This window comes from Amycolatopsis sp. NPDC114504, from assembly GCF_055633595.1.
The window spans coordinates 1,867,759-1,880,425 of sequence record NZ_JBVKDU010000001.1 but is presented as its reverse complement, the minus strand read 5'-3'; the positions used below and the strand labels follow the sequence as shown (position 1 = coordinate 1,880,425).

The window sequence follows — 12,667 nt, the reverse complement described above, 5'->3', positions numbered from 1 at the left end:
GACCGTGATGTCTCCGACCACGCCCCTGCCGCAGCGAGCCGCCCAGTCCGGCCGCCGCGAGCTGCCCGAAGCCCCGTTCCTGGCCGCCGCGCGCGGCGAACGCCCGGCGCGCACGCCCGTCTGGTTCATGCGCCAGGCCGGCCGCTCGCTGCCCGAGTACCGCGCGCTGCGCGAGGGCGTGCCGATGCTCGACGCCTGTTTCGACCCCGAGATGCTCGCGGAGATCACGCTGCAGCCGGTCCGCCGGCACGACGTCGACGCGGCCATCCTCTTCAGCGACATCGTCGTGCCGCTCAAGGCCGCGGGGGTCGACATCGACATCGTCCCCGGCACCGGCCCGGTGGTCGCGGCGCCGATCCGCGACCTCGCCGCCGTGAAGGCGCTGCCGGAGCTGGCCCCCGACCAGGTCGGGAAGGTCGCCGACGGCGTCAAGCTGCTGGTCGAGCGGCTCGGCGGGACGCCGCTGATCGGCTTCGCCGGCGCGCCGTTCACCCTCGCCAGCTACCTCATCGAGGGCGGCCCGAGCCGCAACCACGAGCACACCAAGGCGCTGATGCACTCGGAGCCGGCGCTGTGGCACGAGCTGGCCGGCCGCCTGGCCGACATCGCGCTGACGTTCCTGCGCGCGCAGCTCGACGCCGGCGTCGACGCGATCCAGCTGTTCGACTCCTGGGCGGGCGCGCTGTCCGAGCGGGACTACCGCGAGTTCGTGCTGCCGCACTCGGCGAAGGTCCTCGACGGCGTCGCCGCGTACGGCGTGCCGCGGATCCACTTCGGCGTCGGCACCGGTGAGCTCCTCGGCGCCATGCGCGACGCGGGCGCGGACGTCGTCGGCGTCGACTGGCGCATCCCCCTGGACGAGGCCGTCCGGCGCCTCGGCGGCCAGGCCGTCGTGCAGGGCAACCTCGACCCGGCCCTGCTGCACGCGTCCTGGCCGGTCCTCGAAGCCGAGGTCCGCCGGATCGTCGAAGAGGGCAAGGCGGCCGACGGCCACATCTTCAACCTCGGCCACGGCGTGCTGCCGGGCGTCGACCCCGACGTGCTGACCCGCGTGGTCGGGCTGGTGCACGAGCTGTGAAGCGCGTCGCGGTCGTCGGCGGGGGCGTTTCCGGACTGACCGCGGCGTACCGGCTGCGGCGCCTGCTCGGCGACAGCGCCGAGATCGTCGTGTTCGAGAAGACGAAGACGCCGGGCGGGAAGCTGCGCACGACCGAGCTGGCCGGCGTCCCCTACGACGTCGGTGCGGAGGCGTTCCTGGTCCGCCGTCCCGAGATGCTCGCGCTGGCCCGCGAGCTCGGGCTCGACGTCGTCCACCCGACGAAGGCGCGCGCGAAGATCCACGCCGGCGGTACCGTGACCGGCCTGCCGCCGGGCACCGTCATGGGCGTCCCGGCGTCGGCCGAATCGGTGGCCGGCGTGCTGTCCGAGGCGGGACGGCGGGCCGTCGAGGCCGAGCCGTCGCTGCCCGAGCTGCGGCTGCCGGGCGGCGACCTGCCGCTCGGGCCGCTGCTGCGCGAGCGGTTCGGCGACGAGCTGGTCGACCGGCTCGTCGACCCGCTGCTCGGCGGCGTCTACGCGGGGGGTGCCGACGGCCTCGGCCTGCGCGCGACCATGCCCGGCCTGGCCGCGGCGGTGGCCGCGGGCGCCGGTTCGCTGACCGCGGCGGCCAAGGCGCAGCTGCCCGCTTCGCCGAGTACGGCGCCGGTGTTCGGGACGGTCCCCGGTGGCTTGGGCACGCTGGTCGACCGGCTCACCGAGCTGTCCGGCGCCGAGCTGCGGACCGGGCTGCCGGTCTGCGACATCGAGCGGCACGGCCCCGGCTGGCGGCTGCGGATCGGCGCGAACCCCACCGCGCACGCGCCCGCGGACAACACGGTCGAGGCCGACGCGGTCGTGCTCGCCGTGCCCGCACCCTCGGCCCGGCGGCTGCTCGCCGACCTCGTGCCCGCGGCTTCGGCCGCGTTCGGCGAGGTCGAGCTGGCGTCGATGGCCGTGGTGGCGCTGGCGTTGCCGCCCGGCACGCGGCTGCCCGACGCCTCGGGGATCCTCATCGGCGCCGGCGAGGGCGACGCCTCGGGCAAGCCCTATGCGGCGAAGGCGTTCACGTTCTCGTCGCGGAAGTGGGCGCACTTCGGCACCGGCCCGGTGCTGGTCCGCGGCTCGGTCGGGCGCTTCGGCGACCTGGGCGCGTTGCAGGCCGACGACGTCGAGCTGGTCCGCGTGGTCCGCGACGACCTCGCGCGGCTGACGGGCGTGACGGCGGCGCCGGTCGAGACGCTGGTGACGCGCTGGGGCGGCGGCCTGCCGCAGTACGGCACGGGCCACCTCGAGCGCGTGGAGCGGATCGAGAAGGCGATCGCCGGCGTGCCGGGGCTCGCGGTGGCGGGGGCGACGCTGCACGGCGTCGGGCTGCCCGCGTGCGTGGCGACGGCCGAGGCGGCGGCGCAGCGGATCGCGGCCCACCTCTCTTCGTGAGTGCTCTCACCTGACCCGTGGCAGCGGCCGCGTCGCCGCGGTGACAGGATGGAACCATGGCGCGGGTCAACTACAACGAGCTCAACGACACCATCCGCTACACCACCTGGTCGGTCTTCCGGATCGAGCCCGGCAGGCTGGGCGAGGACCGCGGGACGGCCGGGCGCGAGACGACCGAGTACCTCGACGGCCTCGAGGCCAAGGGCGTCGTCGTCCGGGGTGTCTACGACCTCTCGGGCCTGCGCGCCGACGCCGACTACATGATCTGGTGGCACGCCGAGGAGATCGAGCAGGTCCAGGCGGCCTACTCCGGCTTCCGCCGGACCCCGCTCGGCCGCGCGTCGACGCCGGTCTGGAGCCAGACCGCGCTGCACCGGCCCGCCGAGTTCAACAAGAGCCACATCCCGGCCTTCCTCGCCGGCGAAGAGGCGCGCAAGTTCATCTGCGTCTACCCGTTCGTCCGGTCCTACGAGTGGTACCTGCTGCCGGACGCCGACCGCCGCAAGATGCTCGCCGACCACGGCAAGGAAGCCCGCGACTACCCGGACGTCCGCGCCAACACCGTCGCGTCGTTCGCGCTGGGCGACTACGAGTGGATCCTGGCCTTCGAGGCCGACGAGCTGCACCGGATCGTCGACCTGATGCGCCACCTGCGCGGCACCGAGGCCCGGCTGCACGTGCGCGAGGAGATCCCGTTCTACACCGGCACCCGCGTGCCGCCCGCCGAGCTCGTCGCGGCCCTCCCGTAGTGCCGGAGATCCTGGACGGCGTCTGGCGCACCCTCACCGGGGAAGCGCCGGGACCGGTCGAGCTGACCGGCGCCGAAGACGTGCTGCCCGGCCCGTACCGGGTGGCGGCCGCCGCGACCGCGACGGTTGCCGCCGCGACCCTGGCGGCCGGCGAAATGCTGAAGCTGCGCGAGATCGAGCCCGGCGTCGTCACAGCGGACACGCGCCACGCGGCGGCGGCCTTCGCGAGCGAAGGGTTCTCGCGCGTCGAGGGCGCTTCGCCGGAGCCGGTGTGGGCGCCGCTGTCGGGCAACTACCGCACGGCCGACGGCTGGGTGCGCCTGCACTGCAACTACCCGCGTCACGAAGCGGCGGTGTGCTGGGGACTCGGCGTCCCCGGGACCCGGGAAGCGGTGACGAAGGCCGTCGCCGGCCGCGGCGCGCGCGAGGTCGAGCACGCGGTCGTCTCGGCCGGGGGAGCGGCGGCTCAGCTGCGCTCGCCCGAGGACTGGGCCGCGCACCCGCAGGGGTCGGCGGTGGCATCACTGCCGTTGGTGGACCTGGCGCCGATGGGCGAAGCGCCGAAGCGGACGTTGTTCTATTCGGACCGTCCACTGGGCGGCATCCGGATCCTGGAGTTGACGCACGTCCTCGCCGGCCCGGTGGCGGGGCGGGTACTGGCGGCCCACGGCGCGGACGTGCTGCACGTCGGCGCGGCGCACCTCCCGCGCGTCGAGACGCTGGTACGCGACACGGGTCAGGGCAAGCGATCGGCGTTCGTGGCACTGGACACGGAGGGCGGCCGCGCGCGACTGAAGAAGCTGATCAGCCGGGCGGACGTGCTGGTGCAGTCGTTCCGCCCGGGGGCGCTTGCCCGCATCGGCTTCGGGCCTGCGGAGCTGGCAGAGCTGCGTCCGGGTCTCGTGATCGCGGACTTGAGCGCGTACGGCTGGGAGGGCCCGTGGGCCCGGCGGCGCGGGTTCGACAGCCTGGTGCAGATGTCGAACGGAATGGCTTTCGGTCCCGACCCTTCGCCGCTCCCGGTCCAGGCACTGGACCACGGAACGGGCTGGCTCGCGGCGGCGGCGGTGATGACGGCGTTGCGCCGCCAGGTAACCGACGGCGGCACGTGGCGGGTCCGGCTGTCTCTGGCGGGGACGGGCCGTTGGCTGGATTCGTTGGGGCGCAAGGATCCTGCGGGTGCTGAGGTGGATTTCGCGGACCTGACGGAGGAAGTGGACAGCGGCTACGGCCGGCTGACGCGAGTCCGGATGGCGGGCGGGTTGCCGGGAGCGGAGCCCCGGTGGGACTTCGGGACACGGTTGCCGGGTGTCGACAAGCCGACTTGGACACCCTGACGCGGACTACCGCCGCCGGAGCCGGGAAACCAAGCCCCGCTTCGGCTTCGGCACATGCCCACCCTCGATCAACCACGTCACAAACGCATCCGCATACGCCCCCGACCGCTCAGTATCCCGCTTCGGCCGCGCAGCATTGAACTCCGCGAACAGCGGCCCGAACCGGTCCCCGAGCTGCTCCGCCAGCTCCGGCCGCTGATACGCCAGCACCCGCCCGTGCTTCCGGCGCAGGACCTGAGCCTCCACGCGAAGCCGCGAAGCGTCGAAACCCTCCGGCGCCGGCCCGTCGGCCAACAACGCCCGCAGCAACGACGCCTGCTGAGCCGCCAGCTCCGCCCGGCTCACCCCGCCACCGCCGCCCGCAACGCCGCCAGCTCCGCCGCGAGCTCGTCGTCGGTCGGGTAGTCGTCGTCGCGTTCCAGCAGCACCCCCGGCGGATCCGTGCGGCGGCGGAGCTCCGCGAGCAGCGAAAGCACCTCCGGCAGCACCGGGTGGGCGTGGGTGTCGTGGTACACGCCGTCGCGCTCGGTTCCGCCCGCCATGTGCACGTACGCCAGCCGCTCCCAGGGGATGCCGTCGAGGAACCGCTCCGGGTCGGTGCCGATGTTGCGGGCGTTGGCGTACAGGTTCGCCACGTCGATGATCAGCCGGCAGTCCGTCCGCTCGGTCAGCTCGGTGAGGAACTGCTCCTCGGTCAGCTCGGCGTCCGGCCAGTCCAGCACCGCCGCGATGTTCTCGAGCGCGAACGGGACGTCCACGATGGACTGGGCGAGCCGGACGTTGGCCACCAGCACGTCCAGGGCCTCGCGGGTGCGGGGGAGCGGCATCAGGTGGCCCGAGTCGAGCCCGCCCGCGCGCACGAAGCACACGTGGTCGCTCACCAGCGGCGCGTCCAGCGCCCGCGCGATCTCCGCGAGGTGCTGGACGCGTCCGGTGTCCAAGGGCTCGGCCCCGCCCAGCGACAGGGACACCGCGTGCGGCAGCACCGGCATCCGCTTCCGCAGCGCGACGAGCGTCTCCGGGAGGTGGTCGGCGTGCAGGTTCTCGGCGACCACCTCCACCCAGTCGACGCCGGGCAGCCGCGCGATGGACAGGTCCAGCTCGTGCCGCCAGCCGATGCCGATGCCCAGCTCACCCACCGCAGCCACCTCCGCCGCACGACGAGCCGCCGCCGCAGGAAGACCCGCTGCTGCACGACGACCCGCTGCTGCACGACGAGCTGGAGCACGACGACCCGCCCGACGACCCGCCGCCGCCGAAGGAGCCCGCGGGCGGCATCAGCGCCGCGCTCAGCTCCTCGTCCGGGTACATCGCCCAGCCGCCGAGGGCGACCGCGGCCACGGCGCCGCCGAGCAGCACGCCGCCCGCCAGCATCCCGGCCGGCACCGGGCCGCTCGCCGCGGACCGCGCCTGGCCGAGCAGGCGCTGCCCGGCGGCCGACGGCTGCCGGGGCCCGGTCTTCGACCGCCGGACCGCGGCCACGATCGTCAGCACCGCCGCGATCAGCACCAGGAACACCAGGACCCCGACCGGCCGGCCGAGCGAGATGCCGTTGACCAGCCGCAGGACGCCGACCACCAGTACGGCCAGCTGCAGCACGAGCCCGAACGTCCGGGACTGCCGCTTGGCGGCCGCCGACGCCAGCAGACCCCGCTGGTCGAGACCCTCCTCCAGCGCCCGCATCGCGGCCGACCGGCGGCCGTAGGCGCGCAGCGTCGCCGTCGTCTTCAGCTGCGCCGCGTCGAAGACCGCCTGCTCCAGCGGCTCGGACGGCCGCGCGCCGGCCTGGCTGACCTGCTTGTAGCTGTTGACGCGCAGCTGGCCGCGCTCCACCAGCGCCGCGATCGCCGCGTCGACGGCCCGGTCGGGCCCGCCCGCGAGGAACGCGAGCTGGTAGACGGTCGGCGGCGGTCCCGGCTGGACGTTGTCGGCCCGCAACGCGCGGGCGGCGACGACCCCGGACACGATGAGCCGGAGCAGCAGCGCCGCGCCGAGCAGTGCGATGTAGAGGACCACGAAATCCGGTCCGGAGATGCCCCACGGGTCGTTCATCGCCCGTCTCCCCTCACTGAGTTGCGGTTACCGTAGCTGTGAGACGCGGGTGGTCGCGTCGGCGTTTCAACCGCCGCAACCCCCGCCGCCACCGCCGCCGCAGGAGCTGCCGCCCCCACCACCGCCGCCGCAGGAGCTGCCGCCGCCTCCGCTGCACGAGCTGCCGCCGTAGTAGCCGACGAACCCGCCGCCGCTACTGGCCGCCGCCCACCGGCCGCCGCGGCTGTGGGCCCGGGACGTCGACACCACCGTGGCGCGGCTGACGGCCAGCCGGACGTCCTTGTCGGGGTGTCTGCCGAACCCGCCGGCGGCGACCGCGCCCGCCGGGCCGGACGTCAGCGAGCCGGCGCGCTCGGCCTCGCCGGCCGCGGCCCGCCCGGCGGCGGTGGCTTTGACCTCGGGCGCGTTCGCGGCCCGGGTCGTGACGAAGATGGCCGTGACCAGGCCGAGCAGCAGCAGGCCCAGCAGGAAGCCGACGGGGTGCCCGGTCGAGCTGCCGGCGATCAGCCGGACCACGCCGAAGACGACGAGCGCCCAGTACGCGACGGCGGTGAACACCCAGGTCCGGCGGATCTTCCGGGCGTCGACGAGCAGGCCGCGCGCGATCAGGCCGTTCTCCAGGTCGGCCAGCGCCGGGTGGTGCAGCACTTCACGGCTCACCGAGGCGACGGTCGTGCCGGTCTTGCTGATCCGGACCAGCGCGGCCCGGCCCAGGTCGTCCGGCGCGCTGCCCCGGACGCGGTGCACGCGGCCGGTGCCGTCCATCCGGATGACCTTGCCGTCCAGCAGCCGCGCGACGACGAACTCGCCGGCGCGCGTGCGTCCCCCGGTCAGCAGCGCGAGTTCTTCGGCCCGTTCCGGCGCGCCACCCGCGCGGCCGCGCCGCAGCAGCGCGACGCGCACCGCGGCGTAGGCCGCGGGTACGAGCAGCAGGCCCAGGTAGAGGCCCGTGAACAGCGGTCCGGGAATGCCCCAGGTGTCGGTCATGACGCCGCCCTCCCTCGTCCGTGTGCGGAGACTACGTTCGAGGAAGGGCGGCGGTTGTCGGCTTGAGGAGGATTTAGGCTGGCGGTGCTACGACTGGGGCACCAGCTTCAGCGAAATCGAGTTGATGCAGTAGCGCTGGTCGGTCGGGGTCGCGTAGCCCTCGCCCTCGAAGACGTGCCCGAGGTGGCTGTGGCAGGAGCCGCAGAGCACCTCGATCCGCTTCATCCCCATCGCGCGGTCCTCGCGCAGCAGGACGGCGTCGGAGTCCGCCGGGTCGAAGAACGACGGCCACCCGCAGTGGCTTTCGAACTTGGTGTCGCTGCGGAAGAGCTCGGCACCGCAAGCCCGGCACTCGTAGACGCCGGTGGTCTTCGTGTCGGTGTACTCACCGGTGAACGGCCGTTCGGTGTCGGCCTGGCGGAGCACGGCGTACTCTTCCGGGCCCAGCTGCTCCCGCCATTCCTGCTCGGACTTCACGACGCGGGGGGTGGCGCCGACAACGGGTTTCATACCTTTCACCCGCTCCACGTTACGCCGCGAGCCACGCCAGGGCGTGCACGACGATGTCCCATGCGGCCACGATCACGCCGAGCACGATGAGCACGACGATGAAGGCCGACACCCAGTAGCGCAGGCCGCCGAGGCGGTTGCTGGAATCGGCGAAGTCGGACACACCGTCGAGCGCGGCTTCGATGGTGTAGTTGGGACCGGATCGCTCGATCCGGTCGAGGTGCTCGGCGAACGCGAGCGCCTCCGGGTCGTACGGATCCAGGCCGACCAGGTCCTCGTGGAAGCGAGGATTCTGGCCCGGCAGCGAAGCTCCGTTGTCGGCCATGCTTCCACGGTAGGCCATCCGCGCCCGTCAGCCCACCAGCGGCGTGTTAAGTCTCTACAGGCCGGTGTCGGGGTTCGCGTCGAGCTTGGTGTTGCTGTCGATCAGCAGCTGCCCGCCGATGAGCACGATGTGGTACGCCCGGCGGGTGCCGTTCAGCTCCATCGTCAACTTCAGGGAGCCGTCGGTCTGGTTGCCCTCGGCCACGGCCTTCTTGTACCCGGTGACCTTCTGGCCGGCCCAGTAGGCCGTGTAGGCGTCCTGCGAGCCGTAGACCGCTTGCGCGGCCGGCGTCAGATAGCCCCAGCCGGCGCCGGGGTTCGGGTAGTAGCTGTCGACGAGGAGCCGGCCCGCTTGGCCGTAGTCCGTGATCTTGCCTTCGGAGGGCGTCTTCCCCAGCTCGGCGGACGCGGGGGCGTCGTCGGAGTTCGTGGTCTTCGGGTTCGACTGCCCGGCGGTCGGCTGGCTCGGCGACTGGGCGTTCGTGTTGCCGCCGGTGCCGCCGCCCCCACCCGAGTTGACGACCAGGAAGATGATGACCGCGACCACCACGACCGCGGCGCCGCCCCCGGCGAAGATCGCGTACTTGCGCTTGTTGTCCGGCTTCGAGGGGCTCGACGAGTACTGCGGTGCCCTCGCCGTCGGCGCGGCGGCGGGCATCGGTCTCGGTGGGGTGTTCGGCGGCGCGGCCGGGGACCGCATCGGCATGAACGCCGCGGTCGGGCGCGGCGGGTTCGACGGCGCCTTGGCGACGGGCGCCGGCGTGCCGACCGGCGGCGACGACGGCGCGGGCTGGTCGGTGCGCTGCCACGGCGGGCGGTCTCCGCTCTCGGCGGGGCCGGCGGGCTTGCGGCCCGAGTTGCCCGAGAGCAACGGCGGTGACGCCAGCATGCCGCCGGGTTCGGTGCGGGCCAGCGCGGCCAGCCGCTCCCGGGCCTCGGCCATGCTCGGCCGCTCGCCCGGCTCGCTGCGCAGCAGGCTCATCAGCAGCGCGGTGGCCGCGCCCGCCTGCACCGGCGGGTTGATCTGGCCGTTCGCCGCCGCGTAGAGCAGCGCGAGCTGGTTGGTGGTGTTGCCGTACGGCGTGGTGCCCTCGATCGCCTGGTAGAGGGTCGCGCCGAGGGCGAAGACGTCGGAGCTGGGCACCGGGTCGGCGCCGCGGGCCAGCTCGGGCGCCAGGTAGGCGGGGGTGCCGCCGATCAGGCCGGTGGCCGTCAGCGTCATGTCGCCGGCCGCGCGCGAGATGCCGAAGTCGGTGATCTTCGCGGTGCCGGTCTCGTCGATGAGGATGTTGCCGGGCTTGACGTCGCGGTGGACGATCCCGGCCCGGTGCGCGGCCACCAGCGCGGACGCGACCTGCTCGCCGATCCGGGCGATCCGGCCGAGGGGCAGCGTGCCGTCCTGGGAGAGGATCGTGGAGAGGCTGGGCCCGTTCAGGTACTCCATCACCAGGCACGGGTCGCCGTTGTGCTCGGCGATGTCGAACACCACGATCGCGTTCGGGTGCTGGAACCGGGCCGCGTTCTTCGCCTCGCGCATCGCGCGCTGGCGCATGTTGTCGCGCTCGGTCTCGGAGACGCCCGGCTGGGGGAGGATCTGCTTGATCGCGACGTCGCGCTCGAGGCGCACGTCGGTCGCGCGCCACACGACTCCCATGGCACCGCTACCAATGTGCTCGACGAGGCGGTAGTGCCCCGCGATCAGCTGACCGGTGTCGATGGCGACTGCTCCTGACGAAATTCCCGGTGATGGTGGCCCTGCTCAGCGCGTTTCCGCTTCGCGCACCCGATCGAGTGTAGCGGTCGGCCCCGTGCTGTTCGCGTCAGCCAGCCGGTCCGGCGGGCTCCGGTTCGGCCGGGGCCCGTTTCTTGAACACCCTGACCAGTCCGAGCGCCCCGGCCAGCGCGAACGCGCCGTAGCAGACGAGCAGCGCGGGCGGCGTGTCGCCGGTCAGGGCATCGCCGAGGACGACCACGGCGACGGTGCCGGGCACGCTGCCGAGGAGCGTACCGGCCAGGTACGGGACCGGCCGCACGGCCGACACACCGCAGAGGTAGCTGAACGGCGCGAACGGCACCACCGGGATCAGCCGCAGCGAGGTGATCGCGAGGACGCCGCCGCCGGAGAGCCGGTCGTTGACCGTCCGGACGGCGGACCGGTGCAGGTGCCGGGTGACCAGGTCGCGGCCGAGCAGCCGGGCCAGGCCGAAGGACAGGCCCGCCGCGATGGTGGTGGCGACCAGGCCGATGGCGATCCCGGCCGCGGTGCCGACCAGCAGGCCGGCGGCCAGGTTGAACACGGTGCGTGGGATCGGCGCGACGGTGAGCAGCGAATACGCGACGAACAGCACCAGCGGCGTGGCGGGCCCGGTGGCGGCGGCCCAGGCGCGGAGCTCGGCGGGCCCGGGGATCGGCAGCAGCACCGCGGCCGCCGCGAAGAGCGCGAGCACGGCGAGCGCGACGATCAGCTTGGTGCGGCCGGACACCCGCTCCAGCCTACCGGCGGGCCTGCGCGGGCCTCGCCGGCCTCCGGGGCACGTTCGGCGTTCGGCGTTCGGCGCAGCGCCCCGGTGAGCCCGATCACCGCTAGCGTGGCCGCATGCCCAAGCACGGTGACCCGGTCGAGTACGAGGTGGGCGGCCGCACCGTCCGCGTCTCGAGCCCGGACAAGGTGTACTTCCCCCAGCGCGGCATCACCAAGCGGCAGGTCGTCGAGCACTACATCACCGTCGGCGGGCCGCTGCTGCGCGCGATCGGCGAGCGGCCGACCACGCTGAAGCGCTACGTCGACGGCGTCGAGGGCGAGTGGTTCTACGCCAAGCGCGTGCCCAAGGGGGCGCCGGACTGGCTCGAGACCGCCGAGATCACCTTCCCGTCGGGCCGCAAGGCCGCCGAGGTGTGCCCGACCGAGCCGGCGGTGTTCGCCTGGGCGGCCAACCTGGGCACGTTCGACTTCCACCCGTGGCCGGTCCGCCGCCCCGACGTGGACCACCCGGACGAGCTGCGCATCGACGTCGACCCGCCCGACCGGGCCGGGTTCGCCGACGCGGTCGAGGTCGCTTCGGTGGTGCGTGACGTGCTCGCCGACGCGGGGCTGACGGGCTACCCGAAGACCTCCGGCGGCCGCGGGGTGCACGTGCTGGTCCGGATCCGGCCGGAGTGGGACTTCGTCGAGGTCCGCCACGCGGTGATCGCGCTGGGCCGCGAGGTCGAGCGCCGGATCCCGGAGAAGGCGACGATCGCGTGGTGGAAGGAGGAGCGCGGCGGCCGCGTGTTCCTGGACTACAACCAGGCGGCGCGCGACCGCACGGTGGCGTCGAGCTGGTCGGTCCGCGGCACCCCGCGCGCCACGGTGTCGACGCCCCTGACGTGGGATCTGCTGGGCGAGGTCGACGCGGACGACTTCGACGTGCTGACGATCCCGGCGTTCCTCTCCGAGCACGGCGACCTGCACGAGGCGATGGACGCGGAGGCGTTCGGGCTGGAGAAGGCCCTGGAGTGGTGCGAGCGCGACCTGCGCGACCACGGGCTGGGGGACATGCCGTACCCGCCGGACTACCCCAAGATGCCGGGGGAGCCCAAGCGGGTCCAGCCCAGCAAGGCGCGACCGGAGGACTGACCTCACGGCTTGCGGCAGCCGACCGCCGTCACGCTCGCCTTGGGCGTGACCTTGGTGTTCTTGGTACTCATGACGGTGCGATCGACGCGATAGGACGAGCCGCCCTGCGCGTAGGCCGTCTCGTGCTCGCGCCCGAGGAAAGTCAGCTTCGGTTCGACAACGACGGTGCACCCCGCGGAGCCGAAGCACTGCTTCGAGACGACCGCCAGATCGACCGAGTAGTCCTTCGCGTGGGCTCGGGCAGGGCGGGCTCGGTGGTGGCCGGCGCGACGAGGGCCGGAATAGAGGGACTGGTGGCGTCGCGAGGCTGGATCCCACCGTCTGCGGAGCCCCGGTCATGCCGGGGCCGACGCAGGGGCTGCCTGGGTCTTGTCCAGGCGCGGGCTCGAAGACGCCTTGCCGGCGGCAATCGCCGTCGCGACGCCCGCCAAGAGGGCGGGGACAACGAGCTCCGCGCCGACGATCCACGGCTATTTCCGGCGCTTCGGCCGAGCGGGCACCCGCGAGACGGGCGGAAGCGCAGCGGACAGGGCTCGCCTCCGTGGACTCTGATGCCCGGGACAGACGCCGCGGCCGGGACCGGTGTTACTCAGCGGCACCGGAGTACCCCCGATCGA

Annotated in this window: 13 protein-coding genes; 5 read left to right on the top strand and 8 right to left on the bottom strand. The window is 73.6% G+C overall.

Annotation, left to right across the window (positions count from 1 at the left end):
* Window positions 1-7 precede the first annotated feature (7 nt).
* From hemE to ACZ7PG_RS08755, 4 genes are read left to right on the top strand one after another with little or no spacing between them, the layout of a single operon-like run.
* Complete coding sequence (gene hemE, locus ACZ7PG_RS08770; RefSeq protein WP_470238479.1) at window positions 8-1,078, top strand: uroporphyrinogen decarboxylase; 1,071 nt, start codon at window positions 8-10, stop codon at window positions 1,076-1,078.
* Window positions 1,075-2,475 carry a protoporphyrinogen oxidase gene (hemG, locus tag ACZ7PG_RS08765; RefSeq protein WP_470238478.1) on the top strand — a complete coding sequence of 467 codons (1,401 nt, stop codon included), beginning with the start codon at window positions 1,075-1,077 and terminating at the stop codon, window positions 2,473-2,475. The genes hemE and hemG overlap by 4 nt, the downstream gene beginning before the upstream one ends.
* Before the next feature lie 56 nt (window positions 2,476-2,531).
* On the top strand, window positions 2,532-3,224 hold the full coding sequence (hemQ, locus tag ACZ7PG_RS08760) for a hydrogen peroxide-dependent heme synthase (protein WP_155544358.1): 693 nt from the start codon (window positions 2,532-2,534) through the stop codon (window positions 3,222-3,224).
* Window positions 3,224-4,561, top strand: a complete 1,338-nt coding sequence (locus ACZ7PG_RS08755) for a CoA transferase (protein WP_470238477.1) — start codon at window positions 3,224-3,226, stop codon at window positions 4,559-4,561. The genes hemQ and ACZ7PG_RS08755 overlap by 1 nt, the downstream gene beginning before the upstream one ends.
* A 6-nt stretch (window positions 4,562-4,567) precedes the next feature.
* On the opposite strand, the gene ACZ7PG_RS08750 is transcribed toward ACZ7PG_RS08755, so the two are convergent.
* The 8 genes from ACZ7PG_RS08750 to ACZ7PG_RS08715 form a co-directional block, all read right to left on the bottom strand.
* Window positions 4,568-4,906, bottom strand: a complete 339-nt coding sequence (locus tag ACZ7PG_RS08750; RefSeq protein WP_470238476.1) for an SCO6045 C-terminal-like domain-containing protein — start codon at window positions 4,904-4,906, stop codon at window positions 4,568-4,570.
* A complete protein-coding gene (locus tag ACZ7PG_RS08745) occupies window positions 4,903-5,700 on the bottom strand; it encodes an MbnB/TglH/ChrH family RiPP precursor modification enzyme (RefSeq protein WP_470238475.1) in 798 nt (265 codons plus the stop codon). Before ACZ7PG_RS08745 ends, ACZ7PG_RS08750 begins: the two co-directional genes overlap by 4 nt.
* The gene (locus ACZ7PG_RS08740; protein ID WP_470238474.1) at window positions 5,693-6,613 is read right to left on the bottom strand and encodes a TIGR04222 domain-containing membrane protein; all 921 of its coding nucleotides are present in this window, start codon (window positions 6,611-6,613) and stop codon (window positions 5,693-5,695) included. The genes ACZ7PG_RS08745 and ACZ7PG_RS08740 overlap by 8 nt, the downstream gene beginning before the upstream one ends.
* A 66-nt stretch (window positions 6,614-6,679) precedes the next feature.
* Complete coding sequence (locus ACZ7PG_RS08735) at window positions 6,680-7,600, bottom strand: TIGR04222 domain-containing membrane protein (RefSeq protein WP_470238473.1); 921 nt, start codon at window positions 7,598-7,600, stop codon at window positions 6,680-6,682.
* Window positions 7,601-7,687: 87 nt separating this feature from the next.
* Complete coding sequence (gene msrB, locus ACZ7PG_RS08730; protein ID WP_470238472.1) at window positions 7,688-8,110, bottom strand: peptide-methionine (R)-S-oxide reductase MsrB; 423 nt, start codon at window positions 8,108-8,110, stop codon at window positions 7,688-7,690.
* A gap of 19 nt (window positions 8,111-8,129) precedes the next feature.
* A complete protein-coding gene (locus ACZ7PG_RS08725) occupies window positions 8,130-8,435 on the bottom strand; it encodes an aminotransferase class IV (protein WP_470238471.1) in 306 nt (101 codons plus the stop codon).
* Between the two features lie 54 nt (window positions 8,436-8,489).
* Window positions 8,490-10,136, bottom strand: a complete 1,647-nt coding sequence (locus ACZ7PG_RS08720) for a serine/threonine-protein kinase (RefSeq protein ID WP_470239019.1) — start codon at window positions 10,134-10,136, stop codon at window positions 8,490-8,492.
* A gap of 118 nt (window positions 10,137-10,254) precedes the next feature.
* A complete protein-coding gene (locus tag ACZ7PG_RS08715) occupies window positions 10,255-10,917 on the bottom strand; it encodes a TVP38/TMEM64 family protein (RefSeq protein ID WP_470238470.1) in 663 nt (220 codons plus the stop codon).
* 113 nt (window positions 10,918-11,030) lie between these two features.
* Here ACZ7PG_RS08715 and ACZ7PG_RS08710 point away from each other — a divergent pair, with 113 nt between their 5' ends.
* Window positions 11,031-12,050 (top strand): DNA polymerase domain-containing protein, encoded by a 1,020-nt coding sequence (locus ACZ7PG_RS08710; RefSeq protein ID WP_470238469.1) that lies wholly within the window; start codon window positions 11,031-11,033, stop codon window positions 12,048-12,050.
* The last annotated feature ends 617 nt before the right edge of the window (window positions 12,051-12,667 follow it).

What these genes read in the sequence shown, in the direction of transcription:
- hemQ (WP_155544358.1), top strand. Translation starts at nt 2,532, where the DNA reads ATGGCGCGGGTCAACTACAACGAGCTCAACGACACCATCCGCTACACC.
- ACZ7PG_RS08725 (WP_470238471.1), bottom strand. Translation starts at nt 8,435, where the DNA reads ATGGCCGACAACGGAGCTTCGCTGCCGGGCCAGAATCCTCGCTTCCAC.
- msrB (WP_470238472.1), bottom strand. Translation starts at nt 8,110, where the DNA reads ATGAAACCCGTTGTCGGCGCCACCCCCCGCGTCGTGAAGTCCGAGCAG.
- ACZ7PG_RS08710 (WP_470238469.1), top strand. Translation starts at nt 11,031, where the DNA reads ATGCCCAAGCACGGTGACCCGGTCGAGTACGAGGTGGGCGGCCGCACC.
- ACZ7PG_RS08735 (WP_470238473.1), bottom strand. Translation starts at nt 7,600, where the DNA reads ATGACCGACACCTGGGGCATTCCCGGACCGCTGTTCACGGGCCTCTAC.
- hemE (WP_470238479.1), top strand. Translation starts at nt 8, where the DNA reads ATGTCTCCGACCACGCCCCTGCCGCAGCGAGCCGCCCAGTCCGGCCGC.
- ACZ7PG_RS08740 (WP_470238474.1), bottom strand. Translation starts at nt 6,613, where the DNA reads ATGAACGACCCGTGGGGCATCTCCGGACCGGATTTCGTGGTCCTCTAC.